The organism is Magnetovibrio blakemorei (assembly GCF_001746755.1).
Taxonomy (GTDB): Bacteria; Pseudomonadota; Alphaproteobacteria; order Rhodospirillales; family Magnetovibrionaceae; genus Magnetovibrio; species Magnetovibrio blakemorei.
The window spans coordinates 16,666-35,749 of the sequence record NZ_MCGG01000007.1 but is presented as its reverse complement, the minus strand read 5'-3'; the positions used below and the strand labels follow the sequence as shown (position 1 = coordinate 35,749).

Annotated in this window: 24 protein-coding genes; 8 read left to right on the top strand and 16 right to left on the bottom strand. The window is 55.3% G+C overall.

Annotation, left to right across the window (positions count from 1 at the left end; all coding sequences use genetic code 11):
• The first annotated feature begins 55 nt into the window (after positions 1-55).
• The 4 genes from BEN30_RS01485 to BEN30_RS01470 all read left to right on the top strand — a co-directional run bounded on the left by BEN30_RS01485 (position 56) and on the right by BEN30_RS01470 (position 2,352).
• On the top strand, positions 56-736 hold the full coding sequence (locus BEN30_RS01485; protein WP_084004897.1) for a LabA-like NYN domain-containing protein: 681 nt from the start codon (positions 56-58) through the stop codon (positions 734-736).
• A gap of 11 nt (positions 737-747) precedes the next feature.
• Positions 748-1,377: a uracil-DNA glycosylase gene (locus BEN30_RS01480; RefSeq protein WP_069956567.1), complete on the top strand. Its 630-nt coding sequence runs from the start codon at positions 748-750 to the stop codon at positions 1,375-1,377.
• An 81-nt stretch (positions 1,378-1,458) separates the two neighbouring features.
• Entirely contained in the window at positions 1,459-2,067 is a 609-nt protein-coding gene (thrH, locus tag BEN30_RS01475; RefSeq protein WP_069956566.1) for a bifunctional phosphoserine phosphatase/homoserine phosphotransferase ThrH, read from the top strand.
• Between the two features lie 18 nt (positions 2,068-2,085).
• Complete coding sequence (locus BEN30_RS01470) at positions 2,086-2,352, top strand: DUF4169 family protein (RefSeq protein WP_069956565.1); 267 nt, start codon at positions 2,086-2,088, stop codon at positions 2,350-2,352.
• 25 nt (positions 2,353-2,377) lie between these two features.
• Here the strand turns inward: BEN30_RS01470 and BEN30_RS01465 are convergent, their stop codons facing one another.
• Together BEN30_RS01465 and BEN30_RS01460 are read right to left on the bottom strand one after the other, a co-directional pair.
• The gene (locus BEN30_RS01465; protein ID WP_069956564.1) at positions 2,378-2,617 is read right to left on the bottom strand and encodes a DUF4170 domain-containing protein; all 240 of its coding nucleotides are present in this window, start codon (positions 2,615-2,617) and stop codon (positions 2,378-2,380) included.
• A 144-nt stretch (positions 2,618-2,761) separates the two neighbouring features.
• On the bottom strand, positions 2,762-3,133 hold the full coding sequence (locus tag BEN30_RS01460; RefSeq protein WP_069956563.1) for a response regulator: 372 nt from the start codon (positions 3,131-3,133) through the stop codon (positions 2,762-2,764).
• A 188-nt stretch (positions 3,134-3,321) separates the two neighbouring features.
• On the opposite strand from BEN30_RS01460, the gene BEN30_RS18220 reads away from it, so the two are divergent.
• On the top strand, positions 3,322-3,849 hold the full coding sequence (locus BEN30_RS18220) for a hypothetical protein (protein ID WP_139134792.1): 528 nt from the start codon (positions 3,322-3,324) through the stop codon (positions 3,847-3,849).
• Here the strand turns inward: BEN30_RS18220 and BEN30_RS01445 are convergent, their stop codons facing one another.
• Genes BEN30_RS01445 through dapA form a run of 4 tightly spaced genes read right to left on the bottom strand, consistent with a single transcriptional unit; the run spans position 3,850 to position 6,552 of the window.
• A complete protein-coding gene (locus BEN30_RS01445) occupies positions 3,850-4,401 on the bottom strand; it encodes a glutathione peroxidase (RefSeq protein ID WP_069956560.1) in 552 nt (183 codons plus the stop codon). It abuts the gene before it with no gap.
• On the bottom strand, positions 4,394-5,122 hold the full coding sequence (locus tag BEN30_RS01440) for a sulfite oxidase-like oxidoreductase (RefSeq protein ID WP_084004896.1): 729 nt from the start codon (positions 5,120-5,122) through the stop codon (positions 4,394-4,396). Before BEN30_RS01440 ends, BEN30_RS01445 begins: the two co-directional genes overlap by 8 nt.
• Positions 5,123-5,163: 41 nt before the next feature.
• Entirely contained in the window at positions 5,164-5,658 is a 495-nt protein-coding gene (gene smpB / locus BEN30_RS01435) for an SsrA-binding protein SmpB (protein ID WP_069956559.1), read from the bottom strand.
• Positions 5,659-5,676: 18 nt separating this feature from the next.
• On the bottom strand, positions 5,677-6,552 hold the full coding sequence (dapA, locus tag BEN30_RS01430; protein WP_069956558.1) for a 4-hydroxy-tetrahydrodipicolinate synthase: 876 nt from the start codon (positions 6,550-6,552) through the stop codon (positions 5,677-5,679).
• Between the two features lie 211 nt (positions 6,553-6,763).
• Between dapA and BEN30_RS01425 the strand changes: the two genes are divergently transcribed.
• Positions 6,764-8,800, top strand: a complete 2,037-nt coding sequence (locus BEN30_RS01425; protein WP_069956557.1) for a lytic transglycosylase domain-containing protein — start codon at positions 6,764-6,766, stop codon at positions 8,798-8,800.
• Between the two features lie 51 nt (positions 8,801-8,851).
• Here the strand turns inward: BEN30_RS01425 and BEN30_RS01420 are convergent, their stop codons facing one another.
• Both BEN30_RS01420 and BEN30_RS18920 read right to left on the bottom strand, forming a co-directional pair.
• Positions 8,852-9,430, bottom strand: coding sequence for a bactofilin family protein (locus tag BEN30_RS01420; protein WP_069956556.1), 579 nt, complete (start codon positions 9,428-9,430; stop codon positions 8,852-8,854).
• Entirely contained in the window at positions 9,414-10,766 is a 1,353-nt protein-coding gene (locus BEN30_RS18920; protein ID WP_069956555.1) for a M23 family metallopeptidase, read from the bottom strand. The genes BEN30_RS01420 and BEN30_RS18920 overlap by 17 nt, the downstream gene beginning before the upstream one ends.
• 453 nt (positions 10,767-11,219) lie before the next feature.
• Here BEN30_RS18920 and BEN30_RS01410 point away from each other — a divergent pair, with 453 nt between their 5' ends.
• Complete coding sequence (locus tag BEN30_RS01410; RefSeq protein ID WP_084004894.1) at positions 11,220-11,783, top strand: phosphatidylglycerophosphatase A family protein; 564 nt, start codon at positions 11,220-11,222, stop codon at positions 11,781-11,783.
• A gap of 2 nt (positions 11,784-11,785) precedes the next feature.
• Positions 11,786-12,283 (top strand): CinA family protein, encoded by a 498-nt coding sequence (locus BEN30_RS01405; protein WP_069956591.1) that lies wholly within the window; start codon positions 11,786-11,788, stop codon positions 12,281-12,283.
• A 2-nt stretch (positions 12,284-12,285) separates the two neighbouring features.
• Here the strand turns inward: BEN30_RS01405 and BEN30_RS01400 are convergent, their stop codons facing one another.
• From BEN30_RS01400 to BEN30_RS01365, 8 genes are all read right to left on the bottom strand, one after another.
• Entirely contained in the window at positions 12,286-12,720 is a 435-nt protein-coding gene (locus BEN30_RS01400; RefSeq protein WP_069956554.1) for a type II toxin-antitoxin system RatA family toxin, read from the bottom strand.
• 2 nt (positions 12,721-12,722) lie between these two features.
• A complete protein-coding gene (lipA, locus tag BEN30_RS01395) occupies positions 12,723-13,688 on the bottom strand; it encodes a lipoyl synthase (RefSeq protein WP_069956553.1) in 966 nt (321 codons plus the stop codon).
• A 45-nt stretch (positions 13,689-13,733) separates the two neighbouring features.
• Entirely contained in the window at positions 13,734-14,591 is an 858-nt protein-coding gene (arsM, locus tag BEN30_RS01390; RefSeq protein ID WP_069956552.1) for an arsenite methyltransferase, read from the bottom strand.
• A gap of 1 nt (position 14,592) precedes the next feature.
• Entirely contained in the window at positions 14,593-14,913 is a 321-nt protein-coding gene (locus tag BEN30_RS01385; RefSeq protein WP_069956551.1) for an ArsR/SmtB family transcription factor, read from the bottom strand.
• A gap of 40 nt (positions 14,914-14,953) precedes the next feature.
• Positions 14,954-15,412 (bottom strand): GNAT family N-acetyltransferase, encoded by a 459-nt coding sequence (locus BEN30_RS01380; RefSeq protein ID WP_069956550.1) that lies wholly within the window; start codon positions 15,410-15,412, stop codon positions 14,954-14,956.
• Between the two features lie 95 nt (positions 15,413-15,507).
• The gene (locus BEN30_RS01375; RefSeq protein WP_069956549.1) at positions 15,508-16,209 is read right to left on the bottom strand and encodes a DUF5677 domain-containing protein; all 702 of its coding nucleotides are present in this window, start codon (positions 16,207-16,209) and stop codon (positions 15,508-15,510) included.
• A 176-nt stretch (positions 16,210-16,385) separates the two neighbouring features.
• Positions 16,386-17,786, bottom strand: a complete 1,401-nt coding sequence (gene lpdA, locus BEN30_RS01370; RefSeq protein WP_069956548.1) for a dihydrolipoyl dehydrogenase — start codon at positions 17,784-17,786, stop codon at positions 16,386-16,388.
• Positions 17,787-17,797: 11 nt separating this feature from the next.
• Complete coding sequence (locus BEN30_RS01365; protein ID WP_069956547.1) at positions 17,798-19,075, bottom strand: pyruvate dehydrogenase complex dihydrolipoamide acetyltransferase; 1,278 nt, start codon at positions 19,073-19,075, stop codon at positions 17,798-17,800.
• Positions 19,076-19,084 lie beyond the last annotated feature (9 nt).

Genomic DNA, 19,084 nt, shown 5'->3' with positions numbered 1-19,084 from the left:
TCTTCCATATTTCGGATATATTTCGTTTTTTTGATACCATAAAGGATTGATTCATATGATTTTTTACCCCCAGGAACGCATTGGTTTGTTTATTGACGGCTCCAACCTTTACGCCGCCGCGCGGGCTCTTGATTTTGACATCGACTACAAACGCTTGCTGGAACATTTCGCCGCCAAGGGTCATCTGGTGCGGGCCTTTTATTACACCGCGTTGATGGACGACGCCGAATATTCCCCCTTGCGCCCGCTGGTCGATTGGTTGGATTACAACGGCTACACCATGGTCACAAAGCCGACCAAGGAATTCACCGACAGCGCCGGGCGACGCAAAATCAAAGGCAACATGGATATCGAGCTGGCCATTGACGTGATGGAAATGGCGGAAAACCTTGACCATGTGGTGCTGTTTTCCGGTGACGGCGACTTCCGCCGCTTGATCGAAGCCATTCAACGCAAAGGGCTGCGCTGCTCCGTGGTCAGCACGGTCAAATCGCAACCGCCCATGGTGGCCGATGAATTGCGCCGTCAAGCCGATCACTTTATCGAATTGGTCGATTTGCAAAAAAGCATTGGTCGCGGCGGCGACCGCCCGATGCGGGCACCGCGTGAAGACTACGTGCATCCCAACTCAGCGGTGGCTCACGAGCAGCCCGACCTGAACGGCAACATGGCCGACGATCTGGACCGAGACGACGATGCACCGAAAACCCCCGGCGACTTCTCCAAGTTGATCTGATCGCTTTGGCGATGTCCGAGCTTAACGTTCCCGCACCCGATTGTTCCCTATGCCCCCGATTGGTGGAGTTTCGCGCCGCCAATCGGGCGGCTTATGGAGATTTCCACAATGCCCCGGTGCCCAGCTTCGGCCCCCTCTCCGCCGCCTTGCTGATTGTCGGACTGGCCCCCGGACTGAAAGGGGCCAACCGCACGGCGCGGCCTTTTACGGGCGATTATGCCGGTGATCTTTTGTATCCCACGGTGCTGAAGTTCGGGCTTGGTCAAGGGACCTATGGGGCCAGCCGAGACGACGGTCTCGAATTGACAAAGTGCCGCATCACCAATGCGGTGCGCTGCGTGCCACCGCAAAACAAGGTGATCGGCGCAGAAGTCACCACGTGCAATTCTTTTTTGCGGGCCGAAATTCAGGCGATGCCCAACTTAAAGGCGCTCATTGCCTTGGGCAGTGTTGCCCATGACGCGGTGCTCAAGGCTTTGGGGCACAAACTGTCTGCCTTTAAATTCGCCCACTGCGCTCAGCATGATGTGGGCGGCGGTCTGATTTTGACCGACAGCTATCACTGTTCGCGTTACAACACCAACACCGGACGGTTGACCGAAGCCATGTTTCACGATGTGTTTCGCGCTTTATCCATTTGAACCCCATTTGAGCATTGCGCCCGCGCCCGCGTTTGCTACCATCAGCGCTTGTTTTAACCGATTCCGAGTTTTGAGGTTTTTATGCGCGTCATTTGTTTGGATATGGAGGGGGTTTTGGTCCCCGAGATTTGGCTCGGCGTTGCCGACAAAACCGGGATCGAGGATCTGCGTCTCACCACCCGCGACATCAAAGATTATGACCAGTTGATGCGTCACCGCCTCAAAATCTTGGATGAACACGGCATCAAGCTGGACCTGATCCGCGACGTCATCGCCGCCATGGGACCGATGGACGGGGCCAAGGACTTTTTGGATGAACTGCGCGCTCAAGCTCAGGTCATCATCTTGTCAGACACCTTTTACGACTTCGCCAAGCCGTTGATGGAACAATTGGGGCTGCCGACACTGTTTTGTCACTACCTGGACGTGACGGATGACGGGCGCATTTCCGGTTATCGCCTGCGCACCACAGATCACAAAACAAAATCGGTCAATGCCTTGAAAGCACTAAACTTTGTGACCGCCGCCATGGGTGACAGCTACAACGACACGGGGATGATTCAAGCCGCCCACGTCAGCGCCTTTTTCCGCAGCCCGCAAGCCGTTTTGGATGATTTCCCCGCCTACCCGCACTTCACCAATTACGCCGAAGCGGCGGTTTATTTGCTGAACACGGAACCGCGTTCTTAAGGGCTCCTAAGGACATAAATGGCCGATATCGTTAACTTAAACCGGTTTCGCAAAACCAAAGTCCGCGCCTTAAAAGACGAACGCGCACAGCAAAACCGCATCGATTACGGCACGCCAAGGGCCCTCAAGGCCTTAACGGCGGCGCAAAAGGCCCTTGAAGATAAAAAACTGGCGGGTAAAAAACGCAAAACGGATGATGAGCCGCCAAAGCAACACGACCCAGAACTACACGCCCCAGAGCAACACGACCCAGAACAACACGACAAAGAGCCCCACGAGTCATAAACTTCGTGGGGCTGCTTAAAGGGCGTTATTCGTCTTCGTGCTCGGGATCGTCGAGCATACGATGCAGGTGCACCACCACATACTTCACGTTGGCGTCGTCAACGTTGGCGTGGGATTTTGAACGCCATGCGTCCAGGGCTTCAGCATTGTTGGGGTAAATGCCAACGATATCGAGCTTGCTGAGATTGTCAAATTCGACCCCCTGGGGGTCTTTCACATGACCGCCGAAGACCAGGTGAAGAAGTTGTTTTTTAGGCGTGCTCATAAACAGGGAGGTCCTTTTTAGGTAGGGCTTTGATATACACATTTAAAAATTGTGCAACGCAGCAATTTTACGGCGACAACGCGCCCACGGCAAGAGAAACTCCGCCTTATACGAGCGTTTTTTCGCCGCCCCCCCAATTAACTTTTAAGAAATTTGAAGTTGTTCGAACGCTGCCATTAAATCTGCACAGGAAAACGGTTTGCGCAGATTCAGATCCGCGCCAATGACTTCTGCGGCTTTCAGATAATCCGTGTGTCCGACGCCGTAATGGCTGGTCATGGCGATGGTTTTGGTCTTGGGATACATCTTGGAAACTTCACGGATGATATCCAAACCATCACGAAACGGCATAAAGATATCCGTTAAGATAAGATCGAAGGACGATCTCTCACATTCGACCAGACCGCGCTCTCCGTCCAATGCGGTGACCACCTCGTATTCATCTTCATCTTCCAAACACGATTGGATGAAATCCAAGATGCTTTGATCATCGTCTATCACAAGAATTTTAGCCACGAACGGAACCTTATCTAATTATCTCAATGATATGTAATCTAGCTACTCGCTCATGAGATATCAATGGTACGACCTAATGCATAGCTCATTTTACCGTTTTGGCCTTGACCATGGGCAAGGCGCATTTTCCCCTCTAAGATAACACTCTTCATCTGATGGATCTGGCAAATAGTATACGGGACACAACCATGAAAAAAAGCCGCTCTTTATCTCTTTTCAAACTGATCGGCCTTTGTGCATTGATGAGTTTGGGATTTCTTGCAACACCTGCACAGGCGGGCAACTCGTTCCCCGTAACCTGCCCAAGCCTCAGCGCGGCACAAATGCTCGGTGACTGCCCAAGCGAGACGGATATAAAGAACCTGTACCGCGAAACGTGCTCGCCCATGTTGGAAAAACAGGGTGAATGCACCCCGTATGAAAAATTTGCCAAAGGTAAAAACAAAGCGCTGTGGGCCGCCATGAGCGCCGATAAGGAATATCTCTCCTATATCCAATGCACGCAGCCGGTCGACACCATCAAAGCGTCAAAAATCATCAACGTCGAAACCAAGTGTGACCTCAAATCAGGGCGTTGCGTCGCACGGTGCGGCTATGATAACGGCGTAACCTTCAATCTGCGCGTCAAAGGCTCCTGCGAAACCGCCGACCGACAAAAAATCGACTGCCAAAACGACCCCAAATTATGCGTGGCGACATGCGAGATCTATGAATAATTACGGCAACACGGCCTCTACAGCTTTGGCTATTTTGGGGCTGCCCGGTTTTGTGGTGGTGGAAAACCAGTCCACCAAGCGACCGTCGGGAGCGATCAGGTATTTGTGAAAGTTCCATTTGGGCGCGGCCAGCACACCCAGTTCAGCCCGCGCCCATTTATAAAATGGGTGTGCGTCTGAGCCGCTGACCACTTCTTTATCAGCCAGTGGAAACGTCACAAGGTAATTGGTGGCGCAAAAATCTTTGATTTCGCGGCTGGAACCCGGCTCTTGGCCGCCAAAATCATTCGACGGCACCCCCAACACCACCAAGCCCTTATCGCCATAGGTTTCCCACAGCGCTTGCAAGCCTTCGTACTGGGGGGTGAAGCCGCACAAGGACGCGGTATTGACCACCAACACGGCCTTGCCCCGGTATTGGGCCAGCGGTAAGTCTTCGCCCTCAATTGACGTGAAGCTGAAATCAAACGCCGTGGCCGCAACGGCCAACGACGGCGTTCCCACAAACACCGCCAATACGGCGGCGAACAACTTCGTCATGACGTTACCCATAACGCTCTTCCTTCCACGGATCGGCTTCGTTGTGATAGCCGCGCACTTCCCAAAAACCGGGTGCGTCTTTGTCCAAGAAAGTGATGTGCTTCACCCATTTGGCGCTTTTCCACAAATACAGCTTGGGAATGATGGGGCGGATGGGCCCGCCGTGCGCACGACTGATGGGCTCGCCGTTCCAGGTGTGAGCGATGATCACTTCGTCGTCGGCAAAGGCCTCTATGGGCACATTGGTGGTGTAGCCGTCATGCGAATGGAACACCATATGCTTGGCCGCCGCTTGAGGCTTAACGACGGACAAAAAGTGCTTGCCCGACACCCCCTGCCAAGTGTTGTCATAGCGCGACCAGGTGGTCACACAATGGATGTCGGTGATGAAGGTCTCATGGGGTTGGTCTTGAAAATCCTGCCACCCCCAATCGATGGGGTTGTCCACCAGCCCCGACACCGTCAATCGCCAATCTTTGGGATCAATCGGCGGCTGAATGCCGAGATCGAGCACCGGGAAATCTTGGGTCAAGCGTTGGCCGGGGGGCAAGCGGGGTTTTTCGGGTTTCGGTTTGGCATCGGACGGCTGGCTCATGCCGCGCCCGTCACGCGCCCATTGTTCTTTGGTGGCCACCAATTTTTTCTTGATGGAACCCAATAGCGTGCCGTCTCGATCGCCGGTCAGGCCTTTTGGCGGGGTGTCTTGTGTGTCGTCGGGGGTGTTGTCGGGCATGCTTTCCTCTCAGAATAAATTCGGCGCACCCCCGCTTTTGGTTACGTTTCCCGCTGGTTATGGCTCAACAAACGGGCTTTGTCGCGTTTCCAGTCCCGGTCTTTGCTGGACTGACGCTTGTCGCCTTTGTTTTTGCCTTTGCCCAGTCCCAGTTCAACCTTGGCGATGCCGCGCGGGTTGAAAAAGATACTCAAGGGCACAACGGTGTAACCATCGCGCTGAATGCTGGCCATCAAACGGTCAATCTGTCGGCGGTGCAGCAACAGCTTGCGTTCGCGCTTGGGTTCGTGACCGTTGTATTGAGCCGCAGCTGCGTACTCAGGGATATAGGCATTGACGAGGAAGAGTTCTCCCTCTTTTTCAACCGCATACGCTTCGCCGATGGAAGACGAGCCGCGACGCAACGATTTCACCTCTGAGCCCACCAGCATGATGCCGGCCTCATAGGTGTCTTCGATGAAATAATCGTGACGCGCCTTACGGTTTTGCGCGACGATTACACCGTCGATGCCCTTTTTTTTCTTTTTTGTCGCCATGGCGCCCTGCAGTCACCCCTAGTTGATCAGGCCGAGGGTGCGGATCGCATTTTCGACTTGAATCTTGGAGCTGTCGGCAATTTCACACAGCGGCAAGCGCATTTCGGCGCTGCACAGGCCCATCAGTTGAGCCGCGTACTTGACCGGACCGGGGCTGCTTTCGCAGAACATGGATTGGTGTACGGGAATCAGCATTTGCTGGATTTCCATGGCCCGCGCCACATTGCCTGCGGCCCAAGCCGCGTGCTGTTCGGCACACAGCGCGGGCGCAATGTTCGCAGTCACCGAAATGCAACCGTGACCGCCCGCCGCCAGGTACGGAATGGCGGTGGCGTCTTCGCCGGACATTTGGCAAAAATCAGGACCTAAGGCTTTGGCGTAGGCAACCGGCCGCGCCACATCACCGGTGGCATCCTTAACCCCCGCAATATTGGGCAACTCAGACAAACGCTTCATGGTCTCAAGCGACATATCCACCACGGAGCGGCCCGGAATGTTGTAGATGAAGATGGGAATGCCCACCGCATCGTTGACGGCTTTAAAGTGTGCATACAAGCCCGCCTGGGTGGGCTTGTTGTAATACGGCGTCACCACCAATACGGAATTGGCCCCAGCCTGTTCGGCATGGACTGCCAGAGCCACCGCTTCGGCGGTTGAGTTTGACCCCGCCCCCGCCATCACCGGAATCCGGCCAGCCGTGACTTCGATGCACATTTCCGTCACGCGGCGATGCTCGGCGTGCGTCAAGGTTGGCGATTCGCCCGTGGTGCCACACGGAATCACGCCATCAGTCCCCTGTTTAACCTGCCAATCGACAAACGATTGGTAAGCTTTTTCATCCACGATTCCATCTTGGAACGGGGTGAGGAGGGCAACGAAAGATCCCTTGTACATGTGAAGGACTCCTGAGGGCGCATAGGGTTGGTCAAAATAAGTCGGCGAACTTAACGCCTCTGATGATGAGGGGCAAGCGTCACTTGCAAAAGGATTTTGGTAGGTCCTCAGCGCCCCCCTTGAGCAACCTCTACATTGCGCGTACCCTGCGCCACGTTTCACGTTTGTTAAGATCATGAACGGATCAAGTGTGCACGTCCAGGGATCATCTATGAGGTCGTTCGCGTTCCCCCGCAAACTGGGGGGGTGGGCGGTGCTTTGTCTTGTGGGGCTGCTGTTCGCGGCCGCACCGCAGTCGGCATTTGCCGAGAAAGCCATCAGCGCAGACGCCAAAACCGTTCAAGCGGTCTTCACCGCCATCGATCGCAACCGTTTCAAGGACGCGCTGAAGCTCATTCGTCTGCTTAAAAACCCTGATCTGGTGCGGGCCTTGGTGTGGAGCTATTTAACGGCGGCCAATACGCCCGCGACGTTTAAGGATCTCAAACCCTTTTTGGTGCAATACCAAGGCTGGCCACAGCGCGACGCCATGCTCAAACGCGCCGAAGAAACCATGCCGTCCAGTCTGAGCGCGACAGAAACCCTGGACTGGTTCAAGACCATGGGCGGTCCGGTATCGACCTTGGGCAAATTGCGCAAGGCCGAAGCCCAGCTGAGCTTGGCGGGCAAAAATAAAGTGGCAAAGCCTCAGGCCATCAAAGACATCCGCGCCATCTGGGTTGCTGGAAACTTCACCAAAAGCGAAGAAGACCACGTTTATCGCCAGTATAGAGAATTCATCACCGACCAAGACGATTTGGACCGTCTGGATCGTCTCATTTGGGAAGAGCGCGCTTGGCCCGCCCAACGCCAAATGTGGAAGGTCGACAAAAAAACCCGAAAGTTGGCCGTCGCCCGCTTGTCGCTGCAACAAAGAAAAGGCAACGTCGACAAAGCCATCGCCGATGTGATCAAATCAGCCCCTGAATTGGCCAATGATCCGGGGTTGGTCTATGAACGATTGCGCTGGCGGCGACGCAAAGGCCGTTCCGACGAAGCGGCGGAGATGTTCAAGGATATCCACGGCGACCCTATTCGGCCCGACAAATGGTGGAAAGAGCGCGCCATCGTCGCCCGGAACATGTTGCAAGACAACCAGCCGAAAAGCGCTTACGCCATCACCAGCCAGCACGGCCTGAGCCCTGACGATGCCGCCGAGTATTCGGATGCCGAATGGATATCGGGCTGGATTGCGTTGCGTTTTTTGAAAGACCCAACCAGCGCGAAAAAGCATTTCAACAACATGCTGAACGCCGTCAGCTACCCCATCAGCGTCGCCCGTGGGGCCTATTGGTCGGCCCGTGCCGCCAGCGATCTGGGGCAAAAGCAGCAAGCCCAAACCATGTTGAACCGCGCTGCAGAGTTTTCCACCACCTATTACGGGCAGTTGGCGCGGGCGCGCCTGGGTCAGTCCATCACCGGGCCGTTGTCCCTGCCCAGCCCGACCAAAACCGATACCGCCAATTTCACCGCCCACCCCATCAGCAAAGCCGTGGTCGTGTTGTCCCAATTGGGCTTGCAAGATCGCATGCGCACCTTGGTGTTGGGGTTGGCTGACAGCAGCGACACGCCAGGGTGGAAGCATTTGGCCGCCGCGTTCGCCAGCACCCATGGACGTCCCGATCTGGCGGTAAAAATCGCCAAGGAATCGGAACAGGCCGGCGTTCCTTTGGGTGCCTTGGGCTATCCACGCCTGACGCCCCCCCAACCCAAAAGCGGGAACACCGTCGAGACCCCCTTGGTGTTGGCCGTGATTCGTCAAGAAAGCGCCTTTTATGCGGAGGCCCAAAGCCATGCCGGAGCGCGGGGATTGATGCAGGTGATGCCCGCGACCGCCCAAAAAGTCGCCAAAGACAATCGCATCCCCTATTCCCGCGACAAACTGCTCAACGATCCCCACTACAATTTGATCATTGGCCAAGTTTATTTGGCCGACATGGTTGAGCAGTTCAAGGGCTCGTACCCGATGGCGCTGGCCGCCTACAACGCCGGGCCACACCGGGTGAAGACCTGGATGCGTAGCTTTGGCGATCCTCGCAACGCCGAGGTCGATATCATCGATTGGGTGGAAATGATTCCGTATTCGGAAACGCGCAACTATGTGCAACGGGTTCTGGAAAACTTAGGCGTCTACCGCGCAACCCAGACGGCCCAGGACGCCCCTTCTCAGGATGGCGCTCAACGCTTGGCGCAACAAGACACGCGCTGACGCGCGGTCATGCTCACGCGGAAATGAGCTTTAGAACCAAAAGAGGATGATTTATCCGGCGGTTGCCGCTTTGGCTAGCGGATCTGCGGGTTTGGACTTGTCGTCGCCGTCGGCCGCCGTTGCTTCTACCTTAACAGCCTCAGTTTTCTGGACGTTCTGAGCTTGCGGCTTTTGCTGCGTTGCACTGCCGCCCTTAACCACCAAATTCACCCGGTCTTCAGCAGGTTTTGAGGCATCGATCGGGTGAACGGCTGAATCGCGAACCTGTTGCTCACTCATATGCGTGATGTGACCTTCCAAGAACGCCCCTTCCTGGATCGACAAGTTTTCATGCAAGATGTCACCAACCACGTGCGCGGACTTGGCCAAATTGACATAGGTGGCCTTAATTTGGCCGTTCACATGACCGTGCACACGTACCGTTTCTGCGCGGATTTCACCGCGCACAGACGCCGTTTCCCCGACCAGCAAGACCTTGGAACGGATGTCACCGGTCACTTCACCGTCAATTTGAATTTCACCGGTGCTGGACAGATCGCCGACGATCTTTAAATCCGCACTGATGATGGACGGAACCGAACGGGGTTGGGCATTGGAAGCCTGTTGGGTTTTTTTATTCTTTGAAAACATAACGTCCTGCCTTGATAAATTTCATGGGATCGAGGGCCTTGTCGCGGAACAAAATTTCATAATGAACGTGTTTGCCTGTGCTGCGACCGGTGTTACCGATCACGCCGACCTTATCCCCGAAATTGATCATTTGTCCCGTTTTAACTGTGACTTTGCTCATGTGACCATAACGGGTCTTAATCCCCGCCCCGTGGTCAACCTCGACCATTTTGCCGAAACTGCCCTTCCAGCCCGCATACGTGACCTTACCAGGGGCTGTCACATACACCGCCGCATGCGGCGAAGACCCAAAGTCCAAGCCATAATGCATGGACCACTTGTGGTTCACCGGGTCACGACGTTTACCAAATTTTGACGTCATGTAAAAGCCTTGAAGCGGCACCGCAAAAGGCATTTTCTTGACCACGGATTGCAAGCTATCGGAATAGGCCAAGCGGTTTTCAAGGTTCTGCAATTTCGCTTTCAAGCGACCCGCGGGACGACCATCGCCTTGCAAGGCGATAAACGGTCCGCCTTGCCCCGCCACCAAGGCATCATCACCGGCCATCAAATCGTCGACGTCCAGTCCAGCCGTTTCAATCAGAAGCTCCATACTGGTGATGAACATTTCCGCCTGGGTGGTCAAACGCTCGACGGTGGTGTTTTCCTTTTCTTCAAGGTTCACCAGTTTGTTTTCCAGAACCTTGATGTCGCGACGCATCTGCGTGCTTTCCATCAGCGCAGTGTTGCGCTGGGTCAAAGCATCCTGCAAATCCGTTTCGATGGTGGACATGTCGTCTTTAAGAGAGAAATTGCGTTGTGCCAAGGACTGCATCTGGCTTTCAACGCTATCGAGATGTTCGGTCATGGTGATGCGGGTTTGCTCGACTTCGGCACGTTCTTTACGCGACGAGCTTAAAGACTTGAGGTCTTTTTGCAGGCGCGAGTTCTGCCCTGCCAACTCCAACATCATCTCATGATTGGTTTCCAAATTGTTCACAACGCTGGAAAAACGTTTTTGATAATCCGCGACTTCGCCCAGCAAAGAGCGATAGGCCACCCGGACATTGGCGATTTGCGCGTCTTTGGCGGTCAATTCAAGATCATGGTTGAGCATGCTGCCCGATGTAAACGCAACCCAACCTGCAACAATTAACAAAACGCCTGCAATAGAACCTTGCAGGCGGGAGGTCAGATTCAGGCAAGAAGCTTTGCCGTGTGAACGATAGACGATTTGTTTGTAAGGAAAAACCAGAGCAAGGCGGTCATCGGCCCAGCGTTTGGCCGACGCGAACGCAGATGACGCAGAAAAGGAATGCGGCCCCGTCTTAAAGCTTTTCTGACGATCGTCAGTCATTCACTTTTGTTTCCCTTTGCGCACCGAATAGGCACACGCCTTTCTGTTTGACCTAAAAACACAAAAACAACCCTCTCGGCAATGACCGAGTGTTAATATTCTTGTATTCGGGAGGCACCCCCGCTGCTGCATAAATCCATTTCACAAAGCGAAAAACAGCGCTTGTGATGATCAAGTCCTATGACGCAGTAAAAACGTATCTGTCCAGACCAGGAGTGGCAAGCGAATTCGGCTTGTTCAGGTGTTTTTTTTACGCGGCCACAATCTGTGCAGAGTGCGAAAAATAACTTTCATTTCAGAGGGTTGCTCCTTCAATCTGGGCCTGCGGCAATACTTTAAAATCATTGTAAACTTACAACTCTGTCCTTGTGCCTGTCTCCCAAGAGGTTAATCTGTGCTCACGCTCAGCGCCTCCGTTGGCAACAATATTGAGAAACGGATCGAGGTTTTGCGATGATTAAGTTTACCCAAGAACCCACGCCCACGCCCGAATCCCCGTCTGGTCTTGCTCCCAGAGCTCCTCACGTGCGGCCGAGTCTGGAACACCCTGGCGTTTTGCTGGCCACCTGGTTTGGGGCGGGTTATCTGCCCAAGGCACCGGGCACGTGGGGCTCGTTGGGGGCGCTACCGTTTGCCTGGGTGTTGGTGAAAATCGGCGGACTGTACGCGCTGGGCGTTGCCACCTTAGTGATTTTTCTGGTCGGACTATGGGCCAGCAAGGTTTACATGGACAAAAGCGGGGACCACGATCCCGGCGCGATTGTTATCGACGAAGTGGTCGGGATGTGGATTGTGTTGCTGGCAGCCCCCTTGGACCCGGTCGCTTACGCCATCGGGTTTGTTTTGTTTCGCCTCTTCGACGTCTTTAAACCCTGGCCCATATCGTGGGCAGACCGGACCATTGGCGGGGCTTGGGGGGTGATGATCGACGATGTGTTGGCGGGCCTTGTGGGCTTGGCCGTTTTGGCCCTGCTGATGGTGTATGGGGAAACGTATGTTACCGGATGGGGGCTGTGACCATGTTCCCCGAAATTCTCTACGTAATGGCCGAAGACCTGTTGGAAGCCTGCAAAGAAGCCAATCTCAAGCTGACGGTGGCTGAATCGTGCACCGGTGGCCTGATCAGTGGGTGCATCACCTCGGTCGCGGGATCATCAAGTGTGTTTGAACGCGGATTTGTCACCTACACCAATGAAGCCAAAACCCAGATGCTGGGCGTTCCGGCACCTTTGTTCGACACCGTCGGTGCGGTCAGCGAAGAAGTCGCCCGTGACATGGCCGAAGGGGCCCTGGCCCATTCTAACGCTGATTTGAGCCTGTCGGTCACCGGCATCGCCGGCCCCGGCGGCGGCAGCGCGGAAAAGCCCGTCGGTCTGGTGCACATCGCGTGTGCCCGCAAAGGCTTTGCGACCCGCCATGAGCGCCATGTTTTCAAAGGCGACCGAGACCGCGTGCGTATCCAAGCGGTCGAAAGCGGGTTAAAGTTACTTCTGAATTGTTGCGCGGTAGAAGGTTGATATTAAATTAAATATATATCTTTGGCGCGGGTAACGAAGGCCGCCATCATTTTGTGTGCGGCTTCGGTGAAGATGCGCCCCATGACGCTTTCCAAAAGCGCTGATCTGAATTCAAAATCGATGCGGAAATCGATTTCACAGCCACCTTCGGTATCTCGAAACAGCCAATCCGTTTCCAAAAACTTGAACGGTCCGCCCGCGTCTTTGATGTGGATGTGATGAGGTCGGTCCCAATGGACGTGCGAGGTGTATTTTTCCCGCAGCATCTTAAAGCCCACCGCCATGTCGGCGACCATTTCGGTCTCGGACCTAGATTTCACTCGGGTAGCCACACACCAGGGCAGGAATTCCGGGTACTTGGCGACGTCCAGCACCAAATCGAACATCTGCTCGGCGCTCAAGCCCTCGAGGCGTCGTGTTTCACTATAAGACGCCATGCTTAGCCCTTTTGCTTGGCCAAGGCGGCCTCTAACTGGGCGGTTCTGGCGGCTTTAAGCGCCGTGAAGTCTTTGTCGGCGTGATAGCTCGACCGGGTCATGGGCGTGGACGCCACATGCAAAAAGCCCTTGGACAGCGCGACCCGTTTGTATTCGTCAAACTCTTCGGGCGTCACAAAGCGGTCCACGGCGACGTGCTTGGGGGTCGGCTGCAAGTATTGGCCGATGGTCAAAAAATCGATGTTGGCGGAGCGCATGTCGTCCATCACCTGCAAAACCTGTTCGCGGGTTTCGCCCAAGCCCACCATCAGGCCCGACTTGGTGAACACCAGCGGGTCGATTTCCTTGGCCCGGTCCAACAAGCGCAGGGAATGAAAATACCGGGCCCCCGGACGGATTTGCGGATACAGCCCCGGCACGGTTTCCAAATTGTGGTTAAACACGTCGGGACGCGCGGCGATGACGATTTCCAACGCACCATCTTTGTGGCGAAAGTCAGGGGTCAGCACTTCGACGGTGGTGCCCGGCGACAGTTCGTGGACCTTTTGGATCGAACGGGCGAACTGCTCCGCCCCGCCGTCCGCCAAATCATCCCGGTCGACGGACGTGATGACCATGTGCTTCAAGCCCATTTCACGAGCCGCGATGCCGGTGTTTTCCGGCTCCATCACATCCAACGCATTCGGCTTGCCCGTGGTGACGTTGCAAAAGGCGCACGCGCGGGTGCAAATTTCGCCCAAAATCATCACGGTCGCATGCTTGGCGGACCAGCATTCCCCGATGTTGGGGCACGCCGCCTCTTCACACACGGTGTGGAGGTTCTTTTCACGCATCAACCGCCGGGTTTCGCCGTATTCTTTCGACGTCGGGGCCTTCACCCGTATCCACGCTGGTTTGCGCGGGCTGGGCTTGTCCGGAAGATTGCGCTTTTCCGGATGGCGGTGTTTTTGTTTTATTTCTGGTTCCATAAGAACTGACTATAGCCTCATAAGCTTTGCGTCAACAGTCCGCACTCAACACGTTCCCCCGCCGCAGCATCCACCCGGTTTGACGCCCGTAATAATCGCCGACACCACGTAGTTTTCGACGCCTCGCCCCGGCGCCCAGTCTGCGATACCTTCGCGGCTTTCTTCCTTGATATCAATCAACACTTTTGTGAAGCCCGCAGCCTCCAGCCACGTTTGCATCTCACTCACCAGACTGGCCCCGGTGACGCAGCCCGACAGCAGATGGTCGTCATCTTTAAAATCGTCGGGGAACGGCGCGGTGGCGACCACATCGGAAATCGCCAAACGGCCGCCTGGCTTCAGCACGCGGAAGGCCTCAGAAAGCACCTGGGGCTTGTTGGGCGATAAATTGATGACGCAGTTGGAAATAATGACGTCGGCCGTATTGTCAGCTATGGGCAGGTATTCGATTTCGCCAAGGCGGAACTCAACGTTGTTATAACCACCCTTTTCGGCATTGCTGCGGGCTTTATTGAGCATTTCGTGGGTCATATCGATGCCGATAACGCGCCCGCCTGAACCCACTTTACCCGCCGCCAAAAACGCATCAAATCCGGCACCTGAACCCAAATCGATCACCACCTCGCCCGCTTTCATGGCGGCGATGGCTTGGGGGTTGCCGCAACCGAGACCCAAATTTGCGCCTTCGGGCACCAAAGCCATTTCCTGAGCGCTGTAGCCGAAAAAGGCACTCATCTGTTCGGCGCTGGGGATTTCCGCATCATCCGCCGGGCCGCAGCAACTGCTGCCGCCGCCCGTCGTCGGTCCACAACAGCCAGAATTGCCACCGCTTTCGGCGATTTTGGCGTAGTTTTCCCGCACGGTTGTGCGCACGGTATGGTCTTGAGAAGTGTGTTCGCTCATGTCAGGCCTCGTTTGAGTGAGAAGTTGGGGCGCAAGCACTGCCCGTGCAGCAATTTTCCATCAGATAACTCATCATCCCCTCCATCCGCGCGTAGTCCGCACGGTGGATCAATTTGCGCCCGTCGCGCACGCACAGCACCAGCCCCGCTTGCTTGAGCTGCGCCAGATGGTGATTGAGCGTGGCGGGCGGTACGTTCAAGGCGTCCCCGATGCGCCCGACCGCCAAACCGTCTGGTCCGGCTTTGATCAGCAAACGAAACACGTCCAAACGGGTGTCGTGCGCCAAGGCCGCGAGGGCCGCGATGGTTTCTGATTTATCCATATTTCTAGATATATAGAAATGATACGATGAGTCAAGCGCTTTAAACGGTCTGCACACCCAGTTTTCGCACATAGGTCACAAAGTCGATAACTTCGCCAACTTGATCGTACAACACCCGCGCCGGGTTGTTGGTGGCCGTGCGCCAATAAACTTGGCCCCAACCCTCTTGCTCGGCCCGCGCAACAACGCCCTCAATCAACGCCCGCCCGGCCCCCTGCCCGCGCACGTCGGGAGAAACAAACAAGTCCTCCAAATAACAAATCGGCTTATCGATCAAAGTGTTGGCGTGCACGATGCTGTTGACAATGCCAACGACCCGACCGTCCAACTCCGCCACCAAGCCAAACACATCTCCGCGCTCCCCAGCCAGCATCGCCCAGGTGTTGTCCGTGATTTTAGGATCCAAATCCGGGTTCTCATAAAAGTCCAAATACCCAGCCCACAACGCCCGCCACGCGGATTCGTCGGTGGTTTTGAGGGGGCGGATGGTTGGGGTCATTTTCGTATTCTTTTAAAGCAGCCTGGATCGTTTCGTCGCGTTGCTCCTCGCAATGACGCTCTTTTCCCTCGTCATCGCAATCCAAAAAGACGGCGTTACGCAGGATGCTCATCCAGCACTGACAGCGCCTTCTCCAGCTCTGTAAAAGCTCCGACGAAAAACATGCAACCGTGACTAAAAAACATATTCTTCTGCAATTTTTCTTTTTCCAGTTCAGTATCAGCCATAATCAGCATCGCTGTTGGATGGGCAAATTTCGAAAACAGTTTGTAAAAGACATTAAAACCATCCTCAAAACCACACTCTGACGCTGCACTACGAACCTGTTTGTATGAGCCATCTAAAGATTCAATTCCCTCTGAAGCGAACCGCGTAGAGATATCCTGCTTTACGCTTTCAATGTGCTTCAGCCAATCATCATCCTTCGAGGTGATCTTTCCCCACTTTATAAACTCATTAGGTATACCGATGATATCCCGCCCAGAATCTTCAAAAAAAATCCGAGTATTTTCTCTATTCCGGGCGCAATAAAGTGACCAAACGGATATTTCGAGAAGATTTCTGGCGCGCCACGCAAGCAGCGATGGCTCCGATCCAAAATCCTCATATGCCTTTTTGAGAGCAAGGTATTCAGAGAAGTTTCTGAAGCACAACGAGCGAAGCACTTTAATCTGCCACGTTTCATGCCCGTTATGATTATCAGCCAACTGGCAAATTTTTTGATCGAGCTCAGCCCATCTACCAGATGTTTTGATTTCAACGGCCTTGCGGATATGTTTTTTTAATTCGTCTTCCATTATGCCCCCAACAACCGCGCTTTGTCATCAGCCGTACCCTATGGTGGTCCGGCAACAGCAGTTACGGTGCGGTTACGCTGGCAGTTTACTTAACTCCACAACCAGACCTCAGCAGTTGTTGCGCGCACCCGTTTAATGCCGTGACGATCCAGCGGTGTGGACGCACTCTTTAGCCGTTAGAAATGCACCGCCCGGCCGTACGCATCCAGCACGCTTTCGTGCATCATTTCCGAAAGCGTGGGGTGGGCGAAGACCGTGTGCATCAGTTCCGCTTCGGTGGTTTCCAGCTCCATGGCGATGCCGTAGCCTTGGATCAGTTCGGTGACCTCGGCGCCGATCATGTGGGCGCCCAGCAGTTCGCCGGTTTTGTCGTCGAACAGCACTTTGATCAGGCCATCGGGTTCGCCCAAGGCGATGGCTTTGCCGTTGCCTTGGAAGGGGAAGCGGCCGACTTTGACTTTGAGGCCGCGCTCTTTGGCTTGGGCTTCGGTCAGGCCGACCGAGGCGATTTGCGGACGGCAGTAGGTGCAGCCCGGAATGCGGTCCGGGTTGATGGGGTGCAGGCCTTTGGTGCCTGCGATCTTTTCCACGCACAGCACGCCTTCGTGAGAGGCCTTGTGGGCCAGCCACGGTGCGCCCGCGACGTCGCCAATGGCGTAGACGCCGGGCTCACCCGTTTCCAACCATTCATTAACGACGATGTGGGTGCGGTCCACTTTGACCTTGGTGCCTTCCAGGCCCAATTTTTCGACGTTGCCGACGATGCCCGCCGCCACGATGACGCGGTCAAATTCGCGGGTCTCCGTTTTACCGCCAAATTCCAAGGTCGCGGTGACGCTGTCTTTGCCCTTTTTCAGCGCTTTTACGCCCGCAGAGGTCAAAATCTCCATGCCGTCTTTGACCAAGGACTTTTGCAAAAACGCCGAGATTTCCGCGTCTTCCGCCGGAACCACCCGGTCAACCATTTCCACCACCGTGGTTTTTGAGCCCATGGTGTGAAAGAAGCTGGCGAATTCGATGCCGATGGCGCCGGAGCCGATCACCAACAAACGTTTGGGCACAACGTTGGGCACCAAAGCGTCTTTGTAATACCAGATCAACTGGCCGTCCGGTTCCATGCCCGGCAAGATGCGCGCCCGCGCTCCGGTGGCGAGGATGATGTGTTTAGACGTTAAATCGGCAACCGTTTTGCCGTCTTTTTCCACGTGCAGTTTGCCCGCACCGTTCAGCGTGCCATAGCCGTCAAACACGGTGACTTTGTTTTTTTTGAGCAAATGGCCGACGCCGTTGTTGAGTTGCTTGGAGATTTTGCGCGACCGCTGCACGATGGCGTCCAGATCAAAACCGATGCCGTCCGCACTCAGGCCATAGTTTTTGGCGTGCTGCATGTTGTGATAAATTTCACTTGAGCGCAGCAGCGCCTTGGTCGGAATACAGCCCCAGTTCAGGCAAATGCCGCCCAAATGGTTGGCTTCCACCAGCGCCACCTTCATCTTCAATTGCGCGGCGCGAATGGCGGCCACGTAGCCGCCCGGTCCGCCACCGACGACGATGATGTCGAAGTTTGTATCGGCCATGCTCTTGATCCCTACACCATCATCGTGATCGGATCTTCGATCAGCGATTTGAGTTCTTTGATAAACGCCGCCCCGGTTGCGCCGTCGATGCAGCGATGATCGACCGCCAAGGTCAGCGTCACCACCGTGGCGATGGCCAGCTCGCCGTTTTTCACCACGGCCCGCTGTTCGCCCGCGCCCACCGACAAAATGCCGCCTTGGGGGGGATTGATGATGGAATTAAACGCCTTCACCCCGAACATGCCCAAGTTGGACACCGTAAAGGTGCCGCCCTGGAATTCTTCGGGGGCCAGCTTGCCGTCGCGCGCTTTGCCCGCCAGCACTTTGACTTCGTTTGAGAGTGCTGCCAAGCCTTTGGATGCGGCATCCTTAACGATGGGTGTGATCAGCCCGCCGTCGATGGCCACCGCGATGGCGATGTCGACCTTTTTAAAGTGCAAAATGGCATCGTCGGTGAAGGCGACGTTGCAGTCGGGCACATGCACCAAGGCCACCGCACAGGCCTTAACGATAAAGTCGTTAACGGAGATTTTATAAGGCGAGCCTTCGCGACCGTTGATGTCTTTACGAATAGCCAGCAATTTATCGATTTCCACATCCACCGTCAGATTGAAGTGCGGAATGTCGCGGGCCGACGCAGTCAGACGCTTGGCGATGATTTTGCGCATGTTGGAATTGGGCACAGCTTCGAATTCCGGCATGTTGGCAAACACCGGATCATTGACGCTGATGGCCGGAGACGTGGCAGGTGTCGAGGCCGCCGCTGGTGCGGACTTAGCACCGGGTTTCGCTTGGTCGACGTCACGTTTGACGATGCGCCCATGGGGGCCGGAGCCCGCAACTTGGGCCATGTCCAAACCTTTGTCAGCCGCAATGCGCCGCGCCAACGGTGAGGCAAACACCCGCGTTCCTGCTGGTGCCTGGGCCACTGGAGCTGGTGCAACCGAAGCCGCAGGTGCCTGAGCCGGAGCCGGTGCCGCCGCCGGAGCCGCTGCAGCAGGTGCCGCCGCAGACGGGCTAAAGCCCTCCAACGCCGAGGCGTCTTCGCCCTCTTCCAACAACAGCGCAATGGGCGCGTTCACGGCCACCGCTTCGGTGCCGCCGGGGACCAGGATTTTGCCGATAACGCCTTCGTCAACCGCTTCCACTTCCATGGTCGCTTTGTCGGTTTCGATTTCGCAAAGGACGTCGCCCGCAGCGACTTTGTCGCCCTCAGCAACGGTCCATTTCGCCAAATTGCCTTCCGTCATGGTCGGTGACAAGGCAGGCATCAAGATTTCGATGGGCATGCTCTTTCT

What these genes read in the sequence shown, in the direction of transcription:
- BEN30_RS01465 (WP_069956564.1), bottom strand. Translation starts at nt 2,617, where the DNA reads ATGAGCACGCCTAAAAAACAACTTCTTCACCTGGTCTTCGGCGGTCAT.
- BEN30_RS01400 (WP_069956554.1), bottom strand. Translation starts at nt 12,720, where the DNA reads ATGGCGTCTTATAGTGAAACACGACGCCTCGAGGGCTTGAGCGCCGAG.
- BEN30_RS01470 (WP_069956565.1), top strand. Translation starts at nt 2,086, where the DNA reads ATGGCCGATATCGTTAACTTAAACCGGTTTCGCAAAACCAAAGTCCGC.
- BEN30_RS01480 (WP_069956567.1), top strand. Translation starts at nt 748, where the DNA reads ATGTCCGAGCTTAACGTTCCCGCACCCGATTGTTCCCTATGCCCCCGA.
- BEN30_RS01385 (WP_069956551.1), bottom strand. Translation starts at nt 14,913, where the DNA reads ATGGATAAATCAGAAACCATCGCGGCCCTCGCGGCCTTGGCGCACGAC.
- BEN30_RS01485 (WP_084004897.1), top strand. Translation starts at nt 56, where the DNA reads ATGATTTTTTACCCCCAGGAACGCATTGGTTTGTTTATTGACGGCTCC.
- BEN30_RS01375 (WP_069956549.1), bottom strand. Translation starts at nt 16,209, where the DNA reads ATGGAAGACGAATTAAAAAAACATATCCGCAAGGCCGTTGAAATCAAA.
- BEN30_RS18220 (WP_139134792.1), top strand. Translation starts at nt 3,322, where the DNA reads ATGAAAAAAAGCCGCTCTTTATCTCTTTTCAAACTGATCGGCCTTTGT.
- arsM (WP_069956552.1), bottom strand. Translation starts at nt 14,591, where the DNA reads ATGAGCGAACACACTTCTCAAGACCATACCGTGCGCACAACCGTGCGG.
- lipA (WP_069956553.1), bottom strand. Translation starts at nt 13,688, where the DNA reads ATGGAACCAGAAATAAAACAAAAACACCGCCATCCGGAAAAGCGCAAT.
- BEN30_RS01365 (WP_069956547.1), bottom strand. Translation starts at nt 19,075, where the DNA reads ATGCCCATCGAAATCTTGATGCCTGCCTTGTCACCGACCATGACGGAA.
- smpB (WP_069956559.1), bottom strand. Translation starts at nt 5,658, where the DNA reads ATGGCGACAAAAAAGAAAAAAAAGGGCATCGACGGTGTAATCGTCGCG.
- BEN30_RS18920 (WP_069956555.1), bottom strand. Translation starts at nt 10,766, where the DNA reads ATGACTGACGATCGTCAGAAAAGCTTTAAGACGGGGCCGCATTCCTTT.
- BEN30_RS01445 (WP_069956560.1), bottom strand. Translation starts at nt 4,401, where the DNA reads ATGGGTAACGTCATGACGAAGTTGTTCGCCGCCGTATTGGCGGTGTTT.
- BEN30_RS01405 (WP_069956591.1), top strand. Translation starts at nt 11,786, where the DNA reads ATGTTCCCCGAAATTCTCTACGTAATGGCCGAAGACCTGTTGGAAGCC.
- dapA (WP_069956558.1), bottom strand. Translation starts at nt 6,552, where the DNA reads ATGTACAAGGGATCTTTCGTTGCCCTCCTCACCCCGTTCCAAGATGGA.
- BEN30_RS01410 (WP_084004894.1), top strand. Translation starts at nt 11,220, where the DNA reads ATGATTAAGTTTACCCAAGAACCCACGCCCACGCCCGAATCCCCGTCT.
- BEN30_RS01380 (WP_069956550.1), bottom strand. Translation starts at nt 15,412, where the DNA reads ATGACCCCAACCATCCGCCCCCTCAAAACCACCGACGAATCCGCGTGG.
- BEN30_RS01425 (WP_069956557.1), top strand. Translation starts at nt 6,764, where the DNA reads ATGAGGTCGTTCGCGTTCCCCCGCAAACTGGGGGGGTGGGCGGTGCTT.
- BEN30_RS01420 (WP_069956556.1), bottom strand. Translation starts at nt 9,430, where the DNA reads ATGTTTTCAAAGAATAAAAAAACCCAACAGGCTTCCAATGCCCAACCC.
- BEN30_RS01440 (WP_084004896.1), bottom strand. Translation starts at nt 5,122, where the DNA reads ATGCCCGACAACACCCCCGACGACACACAAGACACCCCGCCAAAAGGC.
- thrH (WP_069956566.1), top strand. Translation starts at nt 1,459, where the DNA reads ATGCGCGTCATTTGTTTGGATATGGAGGGGGTTTTGGTCCCCGAGATT.
- lpdA (WP_069956548.1), bottom strand. Translation starts at nt 17,786, where the DNA reads ATGGCCGATACAAACTTCGACATCATCGTCGTCGGTGGCGGACCGGGC.